At 65.5% G+C, this 16,335-nt stretch carries 11 protein-coding genes; 3 read left to right on the top strand and 8 right to left on the bottom strand.

Going from position 1 to position 16,335, the window contains the following annotated elements:
* The first annotated feature begins 13 nt into the window (after positions 1-13).
* Genes rfaE1 through QX126_RS18310 form a run of 3 tightly spaced genes read left to right on the top strand, consistent with a single transcriptional unit; the run spans position 14 to position 4,670 of the window.
* Entirely contained in the window at positions 14-1,486 is a 1,473-nt protein-coding gene (gene rfaE1 / locus QX126_RS18320; RefSeq protein WP_315782749.1) for a D-glycero-beta-D-manno-heptose-7-phosphate kinase, read from the top strand.
* Entirely contained in the window at positions 1,483-2,760 is a 1,278-nt protein-coding gene (locus tag QX126_RS18315) for an O-antigen ligase family protein (protein ID WP_315782747.1), read from the top strand. Before rfaE1 ends, QX126_RS18315 begins: the two co-directional genes overlap by 4 nt.
* Positions 2,757-4,670: a nucleoside-diphosphate sugar epimerase/dehydratase gene (locus tag QX126_RS18310; protein WP_315759118.1), complete on the top strand. Its 1,914-nt coding sequence runs from the start codon at positions 2,757-2,759 to the stop codon at positions 4,668-4,670. Before QX126_RS18315 ends, QX126_RS18310 begins: the two co-directional genes overlap by 4 nt.
* Before the next feature lie 4 nt (positions 4,671-4,674).
* Here QX126_RS18310 and QX126_RS18305 read toward each other — a convergent pair whose 3' ends face one another.
* The 8 genes from QX126_RS18305 to QX126_RS18270 form a co-directional block, all read right to left on the bottom strand.
* The gene (locus QX126_RS18305; RefSeq protein ID WP_315782744.1) at positions 4,675-5,676 is read right to left on the bottom strand and encodes a glycosyl transferase; all 1,002 of its coding nucleotides are present in this window, start codon (positions 5,674-5,676) and stop codon (positions 4,675-4,677) included.
* A complete protein-coding gene (locus QX126_RS18300; RefSeq protein ID WP_315782742.1) occupies positions 5,673-6,830 on the bottom strand; it encodes a glycosyltransferase family 4 protein in 1,158 nt (385 codons plus the stop codon). Before QX126_RS18300 ends, QX126_RS18305 begins: the two co-directional genes overlap by 4 nt.
* 151 nt (positions 6,831-6,981) lie before the next feature.
* Positions 6,982-9,873 (bottom strand): NF038122 family metalloprotease, encoded by a 2,892-nt coding sequence (locus QX126_RS18295; protein WP_315782741.1) that lies wholly within the window; start codon positions 9,871-9,873, stop codon positions 6,982-6,984.
* Between the two features lie 197 nt (positions 9,874-10,070).
* Positions 10,071-12,179, bottom strand: coding sequence for a TIGR04372 family glycosyltransferase (locus QX126_RS18290; RefSeq protein WP_315782739.1), 2,109 nt, complete (start codon positions 12,177-12,179; stop codon positions 10,071-10,073).
* Complete coding sequence (locus tag QX126_RS18285) at positions 12,176-13,243, bottom strand: glycosyltransferase family A protein (RefSeq protein ID WP_315782737.1); 1,068 nt, start codon at positions 13,241-13,243, stop codon at positions 12,176-12,178. The genes QX126_RS18290 and QX126_RS18285 overlap by 4 nt, the downstream gene beginning before the upstream one ends.
* Before the next feature lie 42 nt (positions 13,244-13,285).
* Complete coding sequence (locus QX126_RS18280; protein WP_315738923.1) at positions 13,286-14,035, bottom strand: ABC transporter ATP-binding protein; 750 nt, start codon at positions 14,033-14,035, stop codon at positions 13,286-13,288.
* 32 nt (positions 14,036-14,067) lie between these two features.
* Positions 14,068-14,910 carry an ABC transporter permease gene (locus tag QX126_RS18275; RefSeq protein WP_315738922.1) on the bottom strand — a complete coding sequence of 281 codons (843 nt, stop codon included), beginning with the start codon at positions 14,908-14,910 and terminating at the stop codon, positions 14,068-14,070.
* Between the two features lie 145 nt (positions 14,911-15,055).
* Positions 15,056-16,321 carry a class I SAM-dependent methyltransferase gene (locus QX126_RS18270; protein WP_315782735.1) on the bottom strand — a complete coding sequence of 422 codons (1,266 nt, stop codon included), beginning with the start codon at positions 16,319-16,321 and terminating at the stop codon, positions 15,056-15,058.
* Positions 16,322-16,335 lie beyond the last annotated feature (14 nt).

Below are 16,335 nucleotides of genomic sequence, written 5' to 3'. Positions count from 1 at the left end.
GAGACTGCCGCTGATGTTTGACTTTGACGATCTCTCGCAAGCGATCGCCCGCCAGACGGTGCTGTGCATCGGCGACCTCATGCTGGATGAGTTCGTCTATGGCGAGGTGTCGCGGATTTCCCCCGAAGCGCCGGCGCCTGTCATCGCGGTCCAGCGCAGCGAGACCAATATCGGTGGCGCCGGCAACGTGGCGCGCAACATCGCCGCGCTCGGCGCCCGCTGCATCTTCGTCGGCCTCGTCGGGCAGGATGCGGCCGGCGACCAGCTGGAGGCCGAGCTCGCCAAGGAGGGCGGCATCGAGAGCGTGCTTGTGCGCGATCCCTCGCGGCCGACGACGCGCAAGGTGCGCTTCGTCTCCGAGCATTTCTCCACCCACATGCTGCGCGCCGACTGGGAGCGCGCCTCACCGGCGATCGGCGAGGTCGAGCAGAAGCTGATCGAGGCCATCCTGCCGCTGATTGCGCGGGCCGACATCGTGCTGCTGTCGGACTACGCCAAGGGCGTGCTCACCGCGCGCGTGCTGCGCAACGTGATCGACGCGACCCGCAAGGCCGGCAAGCGCGTGATCGTCGATCCCAAGAGCGCAAATCTCGCGATCTATCGCGGCGCGAGCGTGCTGACGCCGAACCGCAAGGAGTTTTCGGAAGCGACCCGCAGCCGGGCCGAAACCGAGCACGAGATCGCCGCGGCCGCGCAGGATGCGATCTATCTCGCCGACTGCGAGGCAATTCTGGTGACGCAGAGCGAGCGCGGCATGACGCTGGTACCGCGCGAGGGCGATCCGATTCACGTGCCGGCCTATCCCGTGAAGGTGCGCGACGTCTCCGGCGCCGGCGACACGGTTGTTGCCGTGCTTGCTGCGACGCTCGCGGCCGGCGCCGCCTGGGCGGATGCGTTGCGGATGGCGAGCGCCGCAGCGGCGGTGGCCGTCAGCAAGCAGGGCACCGCCAGCGTGACATCGGCCGAACTGCGCCGAAAGATCCTGCCGCATGCCTATCGTGCCGCTGAGGAGAAGATCATCGAGAGCGATGACGAACTCGCCGCCCGTGTCGAGGGGTGGCGGGGAGAGGGCCTGCGCGTCGGCTTTACCAATGGCTGCTTCGACATTCTGCATCCCGGCCACGTCAAGGTGCTGACCGCGGCGCGCGCCGCCTGCGACCGTCTCGTGGTCGGGCTGAACAGCGATGCCTCGGTCAGGCGGCTGAAGGGCGAGAGCCGCCCGGTTCAGGACGAGCGCGCGCGCGCCGAGGTGCTGGCCGCGCTCGAGGCGGTCGATGTCGTCGCCATCTTCGCGGAGGACACGCCGCTCCGCTTGATCGAGCTGGTCCGGCCAAGCGTGCTGGTCAAGGGCGGCGACTATACGCGCGAGCAGGTCGTGGGGCACGAGATCGTCGAAGCCGCCGGCGGCGAGGTGATTCTGATCGACATCCTGAAAGGGCACAGCACGACCGCGCTGGTCGATCGCGCCCGGAGCGAGGCGCGATGAGCGCGCTGGCAGGTCATCCCGGCCCAGCGCTGCTGGCGCGCCGCTGGCGCGATCCGGCGGCGTGGCGGACGACGGTCGATGTCGTGGCGATTCTGCTGGCGGCGTCGCTGCCGTGGTCGACGTCGCTGGTGTCGATCCTGGGCGTGGTCATGCTGATCACGATGCTGCCGTTTCTCGACGTCGAGCGTCTGCTGCAGGTCCTGAAGCGGCCGATCTCGCTGGCGCCGATCGCGCTCTTCCTGTTGGCGCTGATCGGAACGCTGTGGTCGGACGTGGCGTGGGGCGCACGGCTCTACGCGGTGGGACCGGCGGCGAAGCTTCTGGTGCTGCCCGCGCTGCTCTACCATTTCCAGCGGTCGGAGCGCGGCCTGTGGGTCTTCACCGCGTTTCTTGCCTCCTGCGTGCTGATGGTCGTGGCGTCGACCGCGGTCGCGTTCAATCCTGCGCTCGCGCTCAAGGCCAATGCCGATCGCGGCATCTTCGTGAAGAACTACATCGACCAGGGCCAGGAGTTCTCGCTCTGCGCCGTGGCCCTGGCCTATCCGATCGCCCAGTTGCTGCGCGCCCGCCGCTTCCTTCCGGCCGGCCTGCTCACCGCGATCATGATCGCGTTCCTCGCCAACATGATCTTCATCGTTGTCTCGCGTACCGCGCTGGTGACGATCCCGATCCTGCTTGCGGTGTTCGGGCTGATCCATTTGAAATGGCGCGACAACCTGCTGATCGCGGCCGGTGCCCTTGCGCTGGGTCTCGCTGCATGGACCGTGTCCCCGCAATTGCAGGGCAAGGTGGCGACGTTCACGAGCCAATATCAGGACTACAGGAACGATCGCGCCGTCACGTCGATCGGCGAGCGGCTCGAATTCTGGCGCAAGTCGTTGCGGTTCCTGGCCGACGCGCCGCTGATCGGACACGGCTCGGGCTCGACGCGTCACTTGTTCGAGCTGGCCGCGAGCGGGTCGCGCGACCTCTCCTCGAGTCAGGTCGTCGGCAATCCGCACAATCAGACGCTCTACGTCGCGGTCCAATGGGGAGCGTTCGGGATCGTCATTCTCTACGCGATGTGGGCCGTGCACCTCCTGCTGTTCCGCGGTGACGGGCTGGTGCCCTGGATCGGACTTCTCGTGGTCGTGCAGAACATCTTCACCTCGCTCTTCAATTCCCACATCTTCGATTTCCACGAGGGGTGGATGTATGTCATCGGCGTCGGCGTGGCCGGCGGCATGGTGCTGCGATCGAGGATAAAGCCCGATGCGGAGCCCGTCACAGCATGACGCGCCTCTCGCAACTCACCTCCCGAAACTTGCTGATCGCCGCGCATGACCTCCTGGTCAGCGTCGTCGCGCTGTTCGCAGCGTTCTATATCCGCTTCGAAGGCGCCAGCACCTTCTGGGAGCGGGTGCCGCTGCTCTTGCAGATCCTGCCGTACTTCATCGCCTTCAGCTTCGTCGTCTTCTACTTCTCGAACCTTCTGACGACGAAGTGGCGGTTCATCTCGCTGCCGGACGCGCTGAACATCGTCCGCGTCGCGACCGTGCTGACGCTGGCGCTGCTGGTTCTCGACTACATCATCGTCGCGCCGAACGTCCGCGGCACCTTCTTCTTCGGCAAGCTCACGATCATTCTCTATTGGTTCCTGGAGATCTTTGCGCTGAGCGCGCTGCGTTTCGCCTATCGCTACTTCCGCTACACGCGGGTGCGACGGCACGCGCGGTCCGAGGACGCCGCCCCCGCGCTCCTGATCGGCCGTGCGGCCGACGCCGAGGTCGTGCTGCGCGGCATCGAGAGCGGCGCGGTCAAGCGCATCTGGCCGATCGGCATTCTCTCGCCGTCGACCGCCGACCGCGGCCAATTGATCCGCGGCGTGCCGGTGCTGGGCGGGATCGATGATGTCGAGGACGTCGCCGCCGACTTTGCCCGTCGCGATCGGCCGATCGCGCGCGCCCTGATGATGCCGACCGCGTTCGATCCGGACTGTCATCCGGAGACCTTCCTGATGCGGGCGCGCCGGTTGCGCCTGATCGTGAGCCGCCTGCCGTCGCTGGAGAGTGGCGATGCGCCGAGGCTCGCGCCGGTCGCGGTCGAGGACCTCCTGCTGCGGCCGAGCGAGAAGATCGATTACGGCCGGCTGGAAGCGCTGGTGCGTGGCAAAACCGTCGTGGTGACCGGCGGCGGCGGCTCGATCGGCGCCGAGATCTGCCAGCGCGTCGTGGCATTCGGCGCGGCGCGGCTGCTCATTCTGGAGAATTCCGAGCCGGCGCTCTATGCGATTACCGAGGCGCTCGCTGCCGATCCCGAGGCGAACGTCGCCGTCGAGGGGCGCATCGCCGACATCCGCGATCGCGACCGGGTGTTCGCGCTGATCGGCGAGTTCAAGCCGGATCTGGTCTTCCACGCGGCGGCGCTGAAACACGTGCCGATCCTCGAGCGCGACTGGAGCGAGGGCGTCAAGACCAACATCTTCGGCTCCATCAACGTGGCCGATGCCGCGGTGGCCTCAGGGGCCGAGGCCATGGTGATGATCTCGACCGACAAGGCGATCGAGCCGGTGTCGATGCTCGGCCTCACCAAGCGCTTCGCCGAAATGTACTGCCAGGCGCTCGATCGCCAGCTCGCCGACCGGCCGACGGGACGGCCGCCGATGCGGCTGATCTCGGTGCGATTCGGCAACGTGCTGGCGTCCAACGGCTCGGTGGTGCCGAAGTTCAAGGCGCAGATCGAGGCGGGCGGCCCCGTCACGGTGACGCACCCGGACATGGTGCGCTACTTCATGACGATCCGCGAGGCCTGCGATCTCGTGATCACGGCGGCTTCGCATGCGCTGGCGCCGCAGCGCCCGGATGTCTCGGTCTATGTGTTGAACATGGGCCAGCCCGTCCGCATCGTCGATCTGGCCGAGCGCATGATTCGCCTGTCCGGCCTGCAGCCCGGCTACGACGTCGAGATCGTGTTCACGGGCATCCGGCCCGGCGAGCGCCTGAACGAGATCCTGTTCGCGAGCGAGGAGCCGCCGGTCGAGATCGGCGTCGCCGGCGTCATGGCGGCCACCCCGAACGAGCCTCCGATGCAGACGCTGAAGGCATGGATTGCTGCGCTCGATCAGGCGATCGCGCGCAATGATCCGGTGACGATCAAGTCGGTGCTGAAGGATGCGGTGCCGGAATTCGGCTCGAGCGCGGCCTGAGTCTTCAATGGCGCCGCCGCGAGAAGCGGCTCAGCACCCAGGTGACGGCGCCGAGACCGAAGACGAGCAGGATGGCGTCGGCCGTCATGGAACGCTGCGCGACCGAGATGGCTGCGAGCGTCGCAAGCACGACATTGAGGATGAACGCCTCGCTGACGACGCGCGAGACGGTGAAGCCGTTATCGGTGGCCTGTTGATAGAAATGCGTGCGGTGCGCCGCCCAGAATGACTCGCGCCGTGCCATCCGCCGCAACAGGGTGAAGGTGGCATCGATCAGATAATAGAGCGGCAGCAGCAGCGCCGCCGCGACGTAGCCCTGCCAGGCAAGATGGAGCAGGCCCCAGCCGAGCAGCAGCCCGATCGGCAGGCTGCCGACATCACCGAGAAAGACTTTTGCGACGGGACGGTTGAAGGGCGCAAAGCCGAGCATGGCGCCACCCAGCGCCGCAGCGATGGCGGTCGCCGGCCAGGGCAGTTCACCGGAGAGGCCAAACAGGGCGAGAGTCACCGTGATCGGCACGGCCTCGGCCACGGTCATCAGGTCGAGCCCGTCCATGAAGTTGACGAGGTTGACGAACCACAGGCCGGCGATCAGCAGCAGCGTGCGCTCGACCAGCAGTGGCATCGGAAACAGCTTGAGGTCAGCCGGTGCCGTGAACAGGATTAGGCCGACGGCGATCCCCTGCAGGATGAACCGCGGCAGCACCGGGATCGGCCGGATGTCGTCGACCAGGCCGACCAGCGCCAGCATCGGTGCCGCGATGAACAGCATGAGCAGCGGTGCAAAGCCCGTCACGGATGCAAAGGCGCCGCCGACCACAAGCGTTGCGCCGACGACGGCAATGCCGGCACCCTGGGGCGTAGGGATCTTGTGTGAGGAGCGCGCGTTGGGCCGCGCCAGCGCGTAGCGCTGCAGCACCGGGCGCAGCAGCACGATCAGCACACCGCACATTGCGGCCGCGAGCACGGCAATGGTGACGAGAATTGCGGCTGGATGGACGATCATCCGCGCGCGTCCGGCGCCGAGGTGAGGCGGTCATAGAGCGCGACCACCGAGCGGCCGATGATCCTGGCCGAGAGCTTGTCCTCGACCAGTTGACGGGCCGCCGCGCCATAGCGGGCGCGCAGCTCGGGCGAGGTCGCCAGCTGCGCCATTGCCTGCGCCAGCGCGGGCGCGTCCTCGACCGGCACGGAGAGGCCGGTCTGGCCGTGGATCGCGATCTCGCGGCAGCCGGGTGCATTGGTGGAGATCAGCGGCCGGGCGCAGGCGGCGGCCTCCAGCAGGCTGACCGGAAGTCCTTCGCGATGCGACGGCAGCACGGCGACGTGGCAGCGGCGCCAGAGCTCGGTGATGTCCTTGATCTGGCCGAGCAGGGTGATGCCGGGTTCCTTCCGCCAGGCCTCGACCTCCTCGGCCGAGACCGAGGCCGGGTTGGCCGGATCAGGCGAGCCGGCGATCAGCAACTGGACGTCGCGGCCCTGCTGGCGCAGCATGCGGTGCGCAGCGACCAGGGCGCGGACGCCCTTGTCGGTCAGCAGCCTTCCTGCGAAGCCGAAGGTGATCGGTCCGTCCGGCTCCGGCAGCGGCTGGAAGCGATCGGTGTCGACGCCCGAGCCCGGGATCAGCGTGATCTTGTCGCCCCGGACGCCCATGGCTTGAAGCGCGTTGCGATCATCCGGATTCTGCACCAGCACGCAGCTCGGTGCCCGGTTCATCAGCCGCGGCAGCAGCCACAGCAGGCCCTGCTTGAGCAGACGCGAGCGCCAGCTCGCCGACGTGAACACATAGCCGAGGCCGGTCATGGCGTTGACGACCGGAGTGGTGCGTCCGAGCGCGGCGAGCGATCCGAGCACGCTCGATTGCAACCCGGAATGATGCACCACGTCGGGGCTGATCGCAGCCTCGACGGCGCGGATCGCGCGGATCGTGGGCAGGGCTGATGACGGCGACAGCCCGCCGCGCTGGAATGGGATCGGATGCAGCATGAAGCGCTCGGCGGCGATCGCGGCGGCGCCGGCATTGACGTTGGTCGCGACATGCACCTCGTAGCCGGCCTCGCGCGCTGCGCGCGCCATCGGCAGGCGGTGCATCAGGAAGGCGTAGTCCTCGTTGGCCACGTAGAGCAGGCGGCGCGGCGAAGGGAAGCGGGGCGGGGACATCAAACTCACGATCTCGGGCGGTCGAAGCGCCGTATAGGCCAAGAGCGAGCCTCGCGCGAGCCGTTATCTGTCCTGTGACGGGCGGAAAACCACCTGCCGGGCACCCTTCGACCCCGAACGGCGGAGACGACGCCTCGAATGCCGCCGGTCCTCAGACCAGATGGAAGCTCGACAGGTGAGACAGCAGCTCGGCCGTCGACACGTGCTGAATCGTGATGGTGTCCAGTACCGCATCGGTGATGACGGCGTTGCCCGCGGCGTCGTCGTGGATGGCGGCCTGCAATGCGGACGGGTCTGCGAAGATGCTCTGGCTGAACGCGATCTTGTCGGTGCCGACCGCGAAGTCGGCAATGCTCACCTGACCGAAGTGCTCGGCGAACACGAAGGTGTCGTGACCCTGCAGCGACACCGATTGGGATGCCGTGCCGCCTGCTGAGGCTGCCACGCCCGAGATCAAAGTGCCGGAGATCAAAGTGCCATCCTGGCCGTCAGTGGCGAAGTGGAAGTTGTCCTGCGACAGCGGGCCGACGAAATGCAGCGACGCGCTGTTCGCCCCATCGCTCAGCGACAGCATTCCGCTGGTTTCGTCGAAATGCATCTGAAGCGACGTGAATGCGATGCTCTTGAGATCGATCTGAGCGGCCGTGCCGCCGAATCCAATGAGATTGCCGCTGAAGTCGGTCGACACCTTCAGGCTGTAGTTGGCTTCAGGCGTTGCCGATTGTGGGCTTGCTATCAGCGGACTACCGGAGGAGGGGATACCGATCGTGCCATCGCCGTTGAAGTCCTGATGGAATACCGTTTCGAGGTTCTCAGCTGTCGTACTGGTCCCTGATATCCACCCGCTGAGGTTAGCCGTGTAGTTGCCATCGCTATCAGCAGTTGTGAAGGTGAATTGGCCCGTGGTCGGATCCTTCCAAGCAATGTCGTAGCCGGATCCTATCTGAATAGCGCCGATCGGAATAGTGTTGCCCAGCTGGCCCATGATCACCGGCGCGCCACTGATCTTAATCGTTGGGCCGGATCCGCCAGTATACAGGCCATAGCTATTGTCGATCTGGACCAAGCTGGTCGATCCATCGGTCTGAATGACGATTGGCGCTGACATACCGATCACACCGTCCCCATTAAAGTCCTGGTGAAAGGTCGTTTCGAACGTCTTCGCTGTCGCACTCGTTCCGGAAACCCATCCGCTAAGGTTGGATGTGTAGTTGCCGTTGCTGTCGGCAGCGGTGAACGTGAACTGGCCGGTGGTCGGATCCTTCCAGGCAATATCGTAACCGGATCCGACTAGAATGGCGCCGATCGGAGTTGTGTTGCCGAGTTGGCCGACGACTACAGGCGTGCCGCCGATCTTGATTGTCGGGCCAGAGCCGGAGGTATAGAGTCCGTAGCTGTTGCCGATCTGGACCAAGCTGGTCGATCCGTCGACCTGGATGACCGTAATCATCGGTCCGATCGTGCCGTCGCCGTTGAAATCTTGACCGAAGATGACTTCTTCCGATTCCGCCGTCGCGCTAGCTCCGGACACCCATCCGCTGAGGTTGGACGTGTAGTTGCCGTTACTGTCAGCGGCAGTGAAGGTGAACTGACCGGTGCTCGAATCTTTCCAAACGATGTTGTAGCCGGACGGCGTTTGAATCGCTCCGATCGGGGCGGCATTTCCCAATTGACCAACAACGACGGGAGCGCCGCCAATCTTGATCGCTGGGCCGGAGCCGTTCACATACATGAAATATTCATCGGCAATCTCGAGCAGATTCGTGTTGCCGTTGGCGTGGACAAGCGACGCTGTGACCCCGACGGTCCCGTCGCGGTTGAAGTCCTGGCCGAAGGTCGTTTCCTGCAGTTCAGAAGTTAGACTATTGCCTGAGACCACGCCGCAAATGTTCGACGTATAGTTCCCGTTGTGGTCGGCGGTCGTGAAGGTAAGCTGATTAGCGCCTGCAACCTGCCAGGCGATATTGTATCCGGAGCTCGTCTGAACAGCGCCTATCGGAGCGACGTTGCCGAACTCTCCGACCGTGACCGGTGTGCCCCCGTACTTCATTTCAGGGCCGGTTCCGGTCGCCCTGTTGATGAGATAATAGCGGCCTCCCAACAACGTCAGGCTGGTATCTCCGTTCGTCTGGATTACCGTACCGGACGAGCCGCTTACGTGGAAGCCGAGCGCGTCGAGCTGCTTGAGATCCACGGCTGTCAACGTCTGCAGCGTGCTGTAGGTGTAGAATTCGTTGAACGGATCGTTGCCGCCCTGCACGCCGCTGTTCAGGAAGTCGCTGGGGTCCGAGGACTGGCCGTAATCCGCGAGCTTCGTATAGCCGCCATCGAGGGAGAAATAGGCGGTCCCCGCCGTCGCGCCGCCGGTCATCAGCCGGACGCCCGGGCTGGAGAAGCGGAACAGATCGAACACGTCCGGCTGCGGCCCGTAGGGCACGCGGCCGAACGCGTGCGTCAATTCGTGCAGCGCCACGCCGACCAGCAGGTTTGAGTTGATGTCGGTCGCGAAGGTCGCGCTGCCGTCGTCGGTGGTCGCATCGTTGGCACCGAGGCCGCCCCACAGCTTCAGCTGCGAATTCCACACCGCGACGTAGGACTGTCCCTGGATGCTGGATCCCGCCGGCAAGGCATTGAAGGTAGTATCGCCTGGGCTGGCATAGTTGATCAGGTTGGACCTGACGGAGGAGTAGCTCATCCACTGACCGCCGTCAGGACCGGCCGCCGCGCCGCCGCCGACGCCGCTATAGTCGATCTTGATATTGACGGTGATGCGATCCGAGATCATCGAGGTGAGGATCGCGGCGGCCTGCTGAATGCCGGCGCGAAAGCTCGCAGGCGCATTCATCGCCGCCGTGTCGAACAGCAAATTGATGGTCAGTCCGCCGGCGCTCACCGCGGTGACCGCGCCGATACCCGCGAAATCGCCTTGCGCGAGCAGGGATTCGACGGCTTCTTCGGGAAGCTCGACGGGGTTGGACGGAGGAGGGCCGACCCCCTCGTCGATCGGGTCGGTGTTAGGGGAGCCCTGTAACAACGCTGGCATTGCCTCAGTCCCTGCCGTTCGGATCGACGGAGCACGGATCGCAAATGTCGAGTCTCGCTCAAGGCGATTCGCGACCGTGCCGACGTTACCTATCAGGCCGATCGTCTTGCCCGAAGGTTAATGGGCGTTGCGAGAGTGCGGAAAACGACGGGTGGCGACTGATGTGGGCGTCGATCGAACGGGCTTCGGTCGCGCGTTCATCCGAGCAATTCCGGAAGCCGATCGAGAAAATCCGGCACTGGTAATGCAGCACCAAAGTTATAGGGATTGCCGCTGAGTGCGGCGCGATAGCGATCGAGCAGGGGCCCTCCTGCGCGCAACGACCGGCCTGGTTCGTCCAGGCAGTCGAGCTTGTAGCGAACCGCTGCGGCGATGTCATGCGCGGTATTCGGATGGATATCGAGACCGTGACGCGCCAGCACGGCTGTGTCGATCAGCAGCGCCTGCAAGGGCTGACGATAGGTCTCTCGTAGCGACAGATAGCGCCGCGTACGGCGGTCGTAGACCGGGCGCACGGTGAAGTCGGTGCGCTCATGCCAGAACTGGCAGTCGTTGGAGATGCAGTTGACCAGCAGCATCGGCGTTCCCAGTGCCTGCACGGCCGTGGTCAGGCCCGATGTCGTGCCGACGAACAGACGAGCGGCGGCGCAGAGATAGAGGTCCATGTCCGCCGATTTGATGTCGCTGTGCGCGTAGTCGAACACGCCGGCCATGCCGCGCAGCGGCGTCATGCTGCGATCGCCGAGCCTGACCACGGCGCCGCCGCGTGCGGTGATCGCGGCGATGGCGTCGAGGTAGTCGCCGACATTGGCGGAGCGATGCTGCCGCGTGGTGCCGGGCCCGTCGCCGTGATAGCCGCCCTCGCGGATGTGCATCGCGACGAACCAGTCGGCGGTGACACCCGCGGCGCGCAGCCTGGCAGCCCCGGTTTCCATCAGCTCCGATGGGACCTTCACGATCGGCCGGCGCTGCTGTTCGGCCCAGGCGACCTGCGCGCGCGACGCCGCGTGGGCCCATGGCTCGGCCAGGCCGTCCTTGCCCCGGACGGCGATGAACTGGTCACCGACCAGCCGCTGATAGGGCAGCAGATCGTCGACGAGAGCGGGGTCTTCGACGATCGTGACATGCGGCGCGAACAGCTTGAGGAACGGCTGGTTGACGACCTTGCTTGGCGGGGCAAGCAGCACGTAGTTGGCGCGCGGCAGCATGCCGAGCGCGGCCATGCGCAAATGGCAGTCGATGAAACCGATGTGGCCGATCAGCGTCACCCATTCGTAGCCGAGCAGCCGGACCGGAAGCGCGGGATCGAAGATGTTGCTGGTGGAGGCGATGCGCTGGATCAGCGCGTCGGGAATCGACCATTTGGCCGCCAAGGCGTCCTGATGGTCGAGCGCGGCCTGATAGCAGCGGAACGTGTCCTCGTAACGGCCCTGGTGATAGAAGTTCTCGCCGAGCTGGATCAGATTGTCGTAGATCAGGAGCTCGCCGGCATGCTCCAGCTCCCAGGCGCTCGGCGTGTAGGTCGATGGATCGTAGCCGCCGGCATAGTTCTGGTGCGCCATCACCGAGCGGGGATCGCGTGCGACCGACGCCTCGAAGCACGCGGCGGCCTGGACGTGGTCGCCCGCCAGGGCATGGACGGCACCGAGCTTGCGCAACGCGTTGCCGTCGCCCGAAGCCGCAGCCGCTGTCAGGAAATGCGCCGCGACCGGAAGATTGCCGCGATACATGTGGGCGACGCCGACCGCGAAATTGATGGCGAAGCTGTCGATCGTCTCGGGCCGTGGCACCTCACGCACGATCCGGTCATAGGCGCTGCACAGCGCCAGGGTGGTGAAATAGGCCTGCGCGCCCACACCGGCCCGCGCGCGCACGTTGCTGCGGAAGATCAGGTTCAAGATCCGCACGGCGCGCAGCGCGCTCGGCTTGCGGCTCGCGGCGAGATGAACCTGCGCCGCCGCGGCCAGCGTGGTCGAGGTCGTCAGCGCCAGAACCGGGCCGATGAACGTGCCTCGTTCGAGCTGCTTGTTCATCAGCCGCAGCAATCTCGCGCCGGCCGGCGCAACGACCAGCCTGCTGTCGACGATGTCGGCGGCGCGGGTGGTCAGCGGCAGCAATTGCCGGCGCCGCGCGCTCAGGAACGCATAGAGACGGAACGCCGATGCCGTCAGCCACGTCCGCGGCGACCAGCGGCTTCGTGGCGCCTGCAAGGGCGGTGCGGCGGGCACGCTGGGAGTCGGAGGGGACGTCAGCTGCCGCTTGCCAAAGCGATGACGCAGAGAACCGAAGGGGGCGCGCTTCGTCATGGCGCGCGGTACGCTGGCGTTGCGGAGATGATCTGACGTCGCGCCCCGTGCTGGGCGAGCAGGCGCGTCAACGACATCGGCCGCGTCCGCAGCGTGATCCAGGCCAGCGCAGCCAAATGGCCCAAGCGTCCCAAGCTCAACATCAATCCAAGCACGTATGTGTCGAATGCATTGCCGTCGATCAATGCGGATACGCGCGCGGCCTTGGCCGCCGGGGGCGTATCGCCGTCCAGCACCATCCGTGCCGCGCCGAAGCGATTGCGCCGCGCGAAGACCTCCTCATACCCTTCCGGGAACAGCCTGCTTTGCGCAATCAGTGCGCCGATGTCCGCGAGCTTGGCGTCGAGCGAAGCCGGATCGGTTGCCGTCGCCGTCGAATAGTTCTGGCCGTGGATGCGCCAGTAGCCGAGCGCCTCGGCGACGAAGTAGCAGCCATAGGTCAAGGCCAGCCGCCGGGCGAGAAAGGCATCGGAGAACGAGCCGAGCTTGACGTCGAACCCGCCGAGCGCCTGCAAGGCCGTGCGGCGATAGAGCGAGGTCGTGCCGGAGAAGTAGTTGTCGCCCTGCCGCAGGATTCGGCGGACGTCCGCGGGCGCCAGCATCGCCGATGACGACGCGGGCAGCATCATCGGCCGCAGCATCCGTCTTGCGGACGGCCCCTGAGGGCCGATGATCTCGCAGCAGGCGAAGACCAGGCCGGCTTCGGGATGGTTGGCCGCCTGCGCCATCGCCTTTTCGAGATAGGCCGGATGCAGCGCATCGTCGGCGCCGAGAAATCCGATCCATTCGGTGTCCGCGATCGCCAGCGCCTCGTTCTGGCCGCGCACGACGCCCTGGTTGGCGTCGTGGCGGATCAGCCGCCAGCTCGGCCGGTCCGCTACGAAGCGTGAAATGACCGCGATGCTGTCATCCGTCGAGCAGTCGTCGATGATGATGACGCGGTCTGGGGCTCGGGTTTGGTTCGCGATGCTGCCGAGCGACTCGGGCAGGTAGTGGGCGTGGTTGAAGTTCGGGACGACCAGCGTGACGGTCGGGGAGGCGGCGCGGGCGGTCGTCGTGGTCATGGTTCAGCGAGCTTCCTGCCGCATGCTGTCGAGCCCGGCCGCTCAAACCTTGGGCAGCTCTTTGAGAACGTCGTCCAGGGCGCCGAAGGCCCGCACGCGGCCGCCATCGAGATAGAGCCCGAGATTGCAGGTGTCGCGCAGCAGGCCATGATCATGGGTGGCGAGCACGACGATTCCCGAGCGCATCGTGATGTCCTGCAGCCGGCCGTGGGTCTTCTTGCGGAACTGCGCGTCACCGACCGCGATCCACTCGTCCATCAGGATGATGTCGCCGTGAATCGAGGCTGCGATCGAGAACACCAGACGCAGCAGCATGCCTGAGGAATAGGTCCGGATCGGCAGCTCCAGATAATCGCCGAGCTCGGCGAATTCGGCGATCTCCGGCACGCGCTGCTCGATCTCCTCGGGCGAGAGCCCCAGGATCAGGCCGCGCGTCCTGATGTTCTCATACCCCGACGCCTCTTCGTCCATGCCGAGACCGATGTCGAACATCGGAACGTTCCGTCCGACGACCCGCAACGAGCCGCGCGTGGGCTCGTAGATGCCGGCGAGCACGCGGATCAGCGTGGTCTTGCCGGCGCCGTTGTGGCCGATCAGGCCGAGCCGGTCGCCCTGCTTCAGGGTGAAGCTGATGTCGTCGAGCGCCTGGACGAACTGGAACGAGCCGTCGCTCTTCGAGACCCGGCCGCCGACGCGTGAGGCCGCCTTGATGGCCAGATGCCGGAATGATCGTGCGTTCGGCGGCGCGACCGGAAATTCGATACCGATTTGCTTGGCTTCAATGAGAGTCATTCGAGGCGGATCCAGAGCTCCCGGCCATGATATCAGGCCCAATACACGACGCGCGACCGATAGCGCGTGTAGATATAGATCATGGCGGCGGTCAGGACCGCGACCGATCCAATGGCACCGGCCCAGGTCGCAAGGCCGGGAACGTCGCCCATCAGCGGACCGCGCGTGACCGCCAACAGATAGGCGATCGGATTGAGCGTGACGATGAACTCGCCGCCGCGGATGCTCGACGGTTCCCAGATGATCGGAGAGACGAAGAACAAGAGCTGCAGCACCGCCGCCATGACCGGCGGCACGTCGCGATAGCGCACGCAGATCATTGAGACGATCACCGAGGCGCTGACGACGAAGACGTAGACGATCATCAGGCCGAGGATGGCCAGGACCATTCCGAATCCGATCGACCATGGATAGACGAGCCAGATGAACGGGATCACCGCGATGTTGTGCAGGAAGATGATCAGATTGCGCTGAACCATACGCATGACATGGATCAGAATCGGCATGTCGACGGCCTTGATCATGCCGCCTGCATTGATCATCGTGTAACAGGCTTCGCTGAGCGAGGACGAGATGAAGCTCCAGATGGTCATGCTGACCATGAAGTGGGGCAGGTAGGTCTTCATGTCGGCGCCGAGGAAGCGGCCGGCCACCGTGCCCATGATCAGGGCGGTGATCGCGTTGGTGGCCGTGATCCACCACGGGCCCAGCATGGTACGGCGGTATTTCGATCGGATGTCACCGGCAGCGAGCGCGCGCCAGGTGACGTGACGGGTGATGAAAGGTGCGATGTCCTCGCGGCAGCGCGCCCAGGAGATGCGACGCCGATCCGCAACCACGAACCGCTCGACCTGTCCATCGGTCAGGGTGGTCATCCTTGTACCTCGCGTGAGCCGTAAGTGTTTGTCTTACCAGCCGAATGCGGTTGGACCCCCGCCACGCCGGCGGCCAATCGCCGGGGCTTGCTGGACCATGTTACGAGGGCACTGTCAACCGGTCAGCTCAGGCCGCCGCCGCGGCTCAGATCGCGACCGAGCCCGCGGCGCCGACGATCCGCGGCTCCGGCAGCGGCACCAGGAATCGGCCGCCTGCGTCCAGGTAGGCCTGGTTGCGCTTCAGGATCGGGTCCGCATAGATCCAGGCGAGGATGACGACGATGTCGGGCTTTCGCGTCGCGAGCTCGCTGGAGGGCAGCACCGGGATGTGGGCGCCCGGGCTGAAGCGGCCGTGCTTGAGCTGGTTGTCGTCGACGATGAACTTGATCCGGCTTTCCAGCTCGAAATGGTAGAGCAGGGTGGTGGTGGTGGTCGAGGCGCCGTAGGCCGCGACCAGCTTGCCCGCGGCGATGGCCTCGTCGAGGGTGGCGAGCACCCTGCGCTTGCAGTTTTCGATGGCGACGAACCAGTCCCGGTAGATCAGCGGCTTGGTGACGCCGCGCCGCTCCTCCTCGGCGATCAGTTTCGACAGCTCCGCCGAGCGCGGCCGCTTGCCGGTCGATTTCGGCTGCGCAAAGGCCCGGATCGAGCCGCCCTTGGTGCCTGTCCTCTCGACATGGAACAGCGTCATGTCGTGCCGGTTCAGGAAGGTCTCGAGCGGGATCAGCGCGTGATGCGAGACGTGCTCGTGGTAGATGGTGTCGAACACCATGTTGTCGATCATGTCGACGATGTAGGAGACCTCGAAAACGAAGGCGCCGTCGTCGGCGAGCAGGAGGCGGATGCCCTTCACGACGTCGGACATGTTGTCGATATGCGCAAACACGTTGTTGGCGCAGAACAGCTTGGCTTCGCCCTGCTCCGACTTGATGCGGGCCGCCAGCGCGCTGGTGAAGAAATCCGGGATCGTCGGCACGCCTTCCTTGGTGGCGGTCGCCGCGATGTCGCGGGCGGGGTCGATGCCCTGCACGCGCATGCCCTCGTTCTTGAACGCCTTGAGCAGCGAGCCGTCATTGCTGCCCATCTCGGCGACCAGGCTGCCCTTGGGTATGGCGAGCGAGGACACCACCGATTGCGCATAGCGCTTGAAGTGCTCGACGAGGCCGAGCGAGACCGAGGTGCGGTAGGTGTAGTCGCGAAACAGGATGTCGGGATCGACGACGTCGAGATTCTGCAGATGGCCGCAGTCGAGGCAGAGATAGCAGTCGAGCGGGTAGAGGTCCTGGGTCTCGCTCAGCCGGTCCGCCGTCACGAACGCGTCGCCGATCGCCGAAGGCCTGATCGGCAGCACGTGATCGAGCGAGGTCGAGCCGCACAGGCGGCAATCGGTCTTGTGCTTGACGTGCTGCATGAGGTGTCGATCCT

Source organism: Bradyrhizobium sp. SZCCHNPS1003 (genome assembly GCF_032381555.1).
In the GTDB taxonomy this organism is placed as follows: Bacteria; Pseudomonadota; Alphaproteobacteria; order Rhizobiales; family Xanthobacteraceae; genus Bradyrhizobium.
This window is presented reverse-complemented; position numbering and strand designations above follow the sequence as displayed.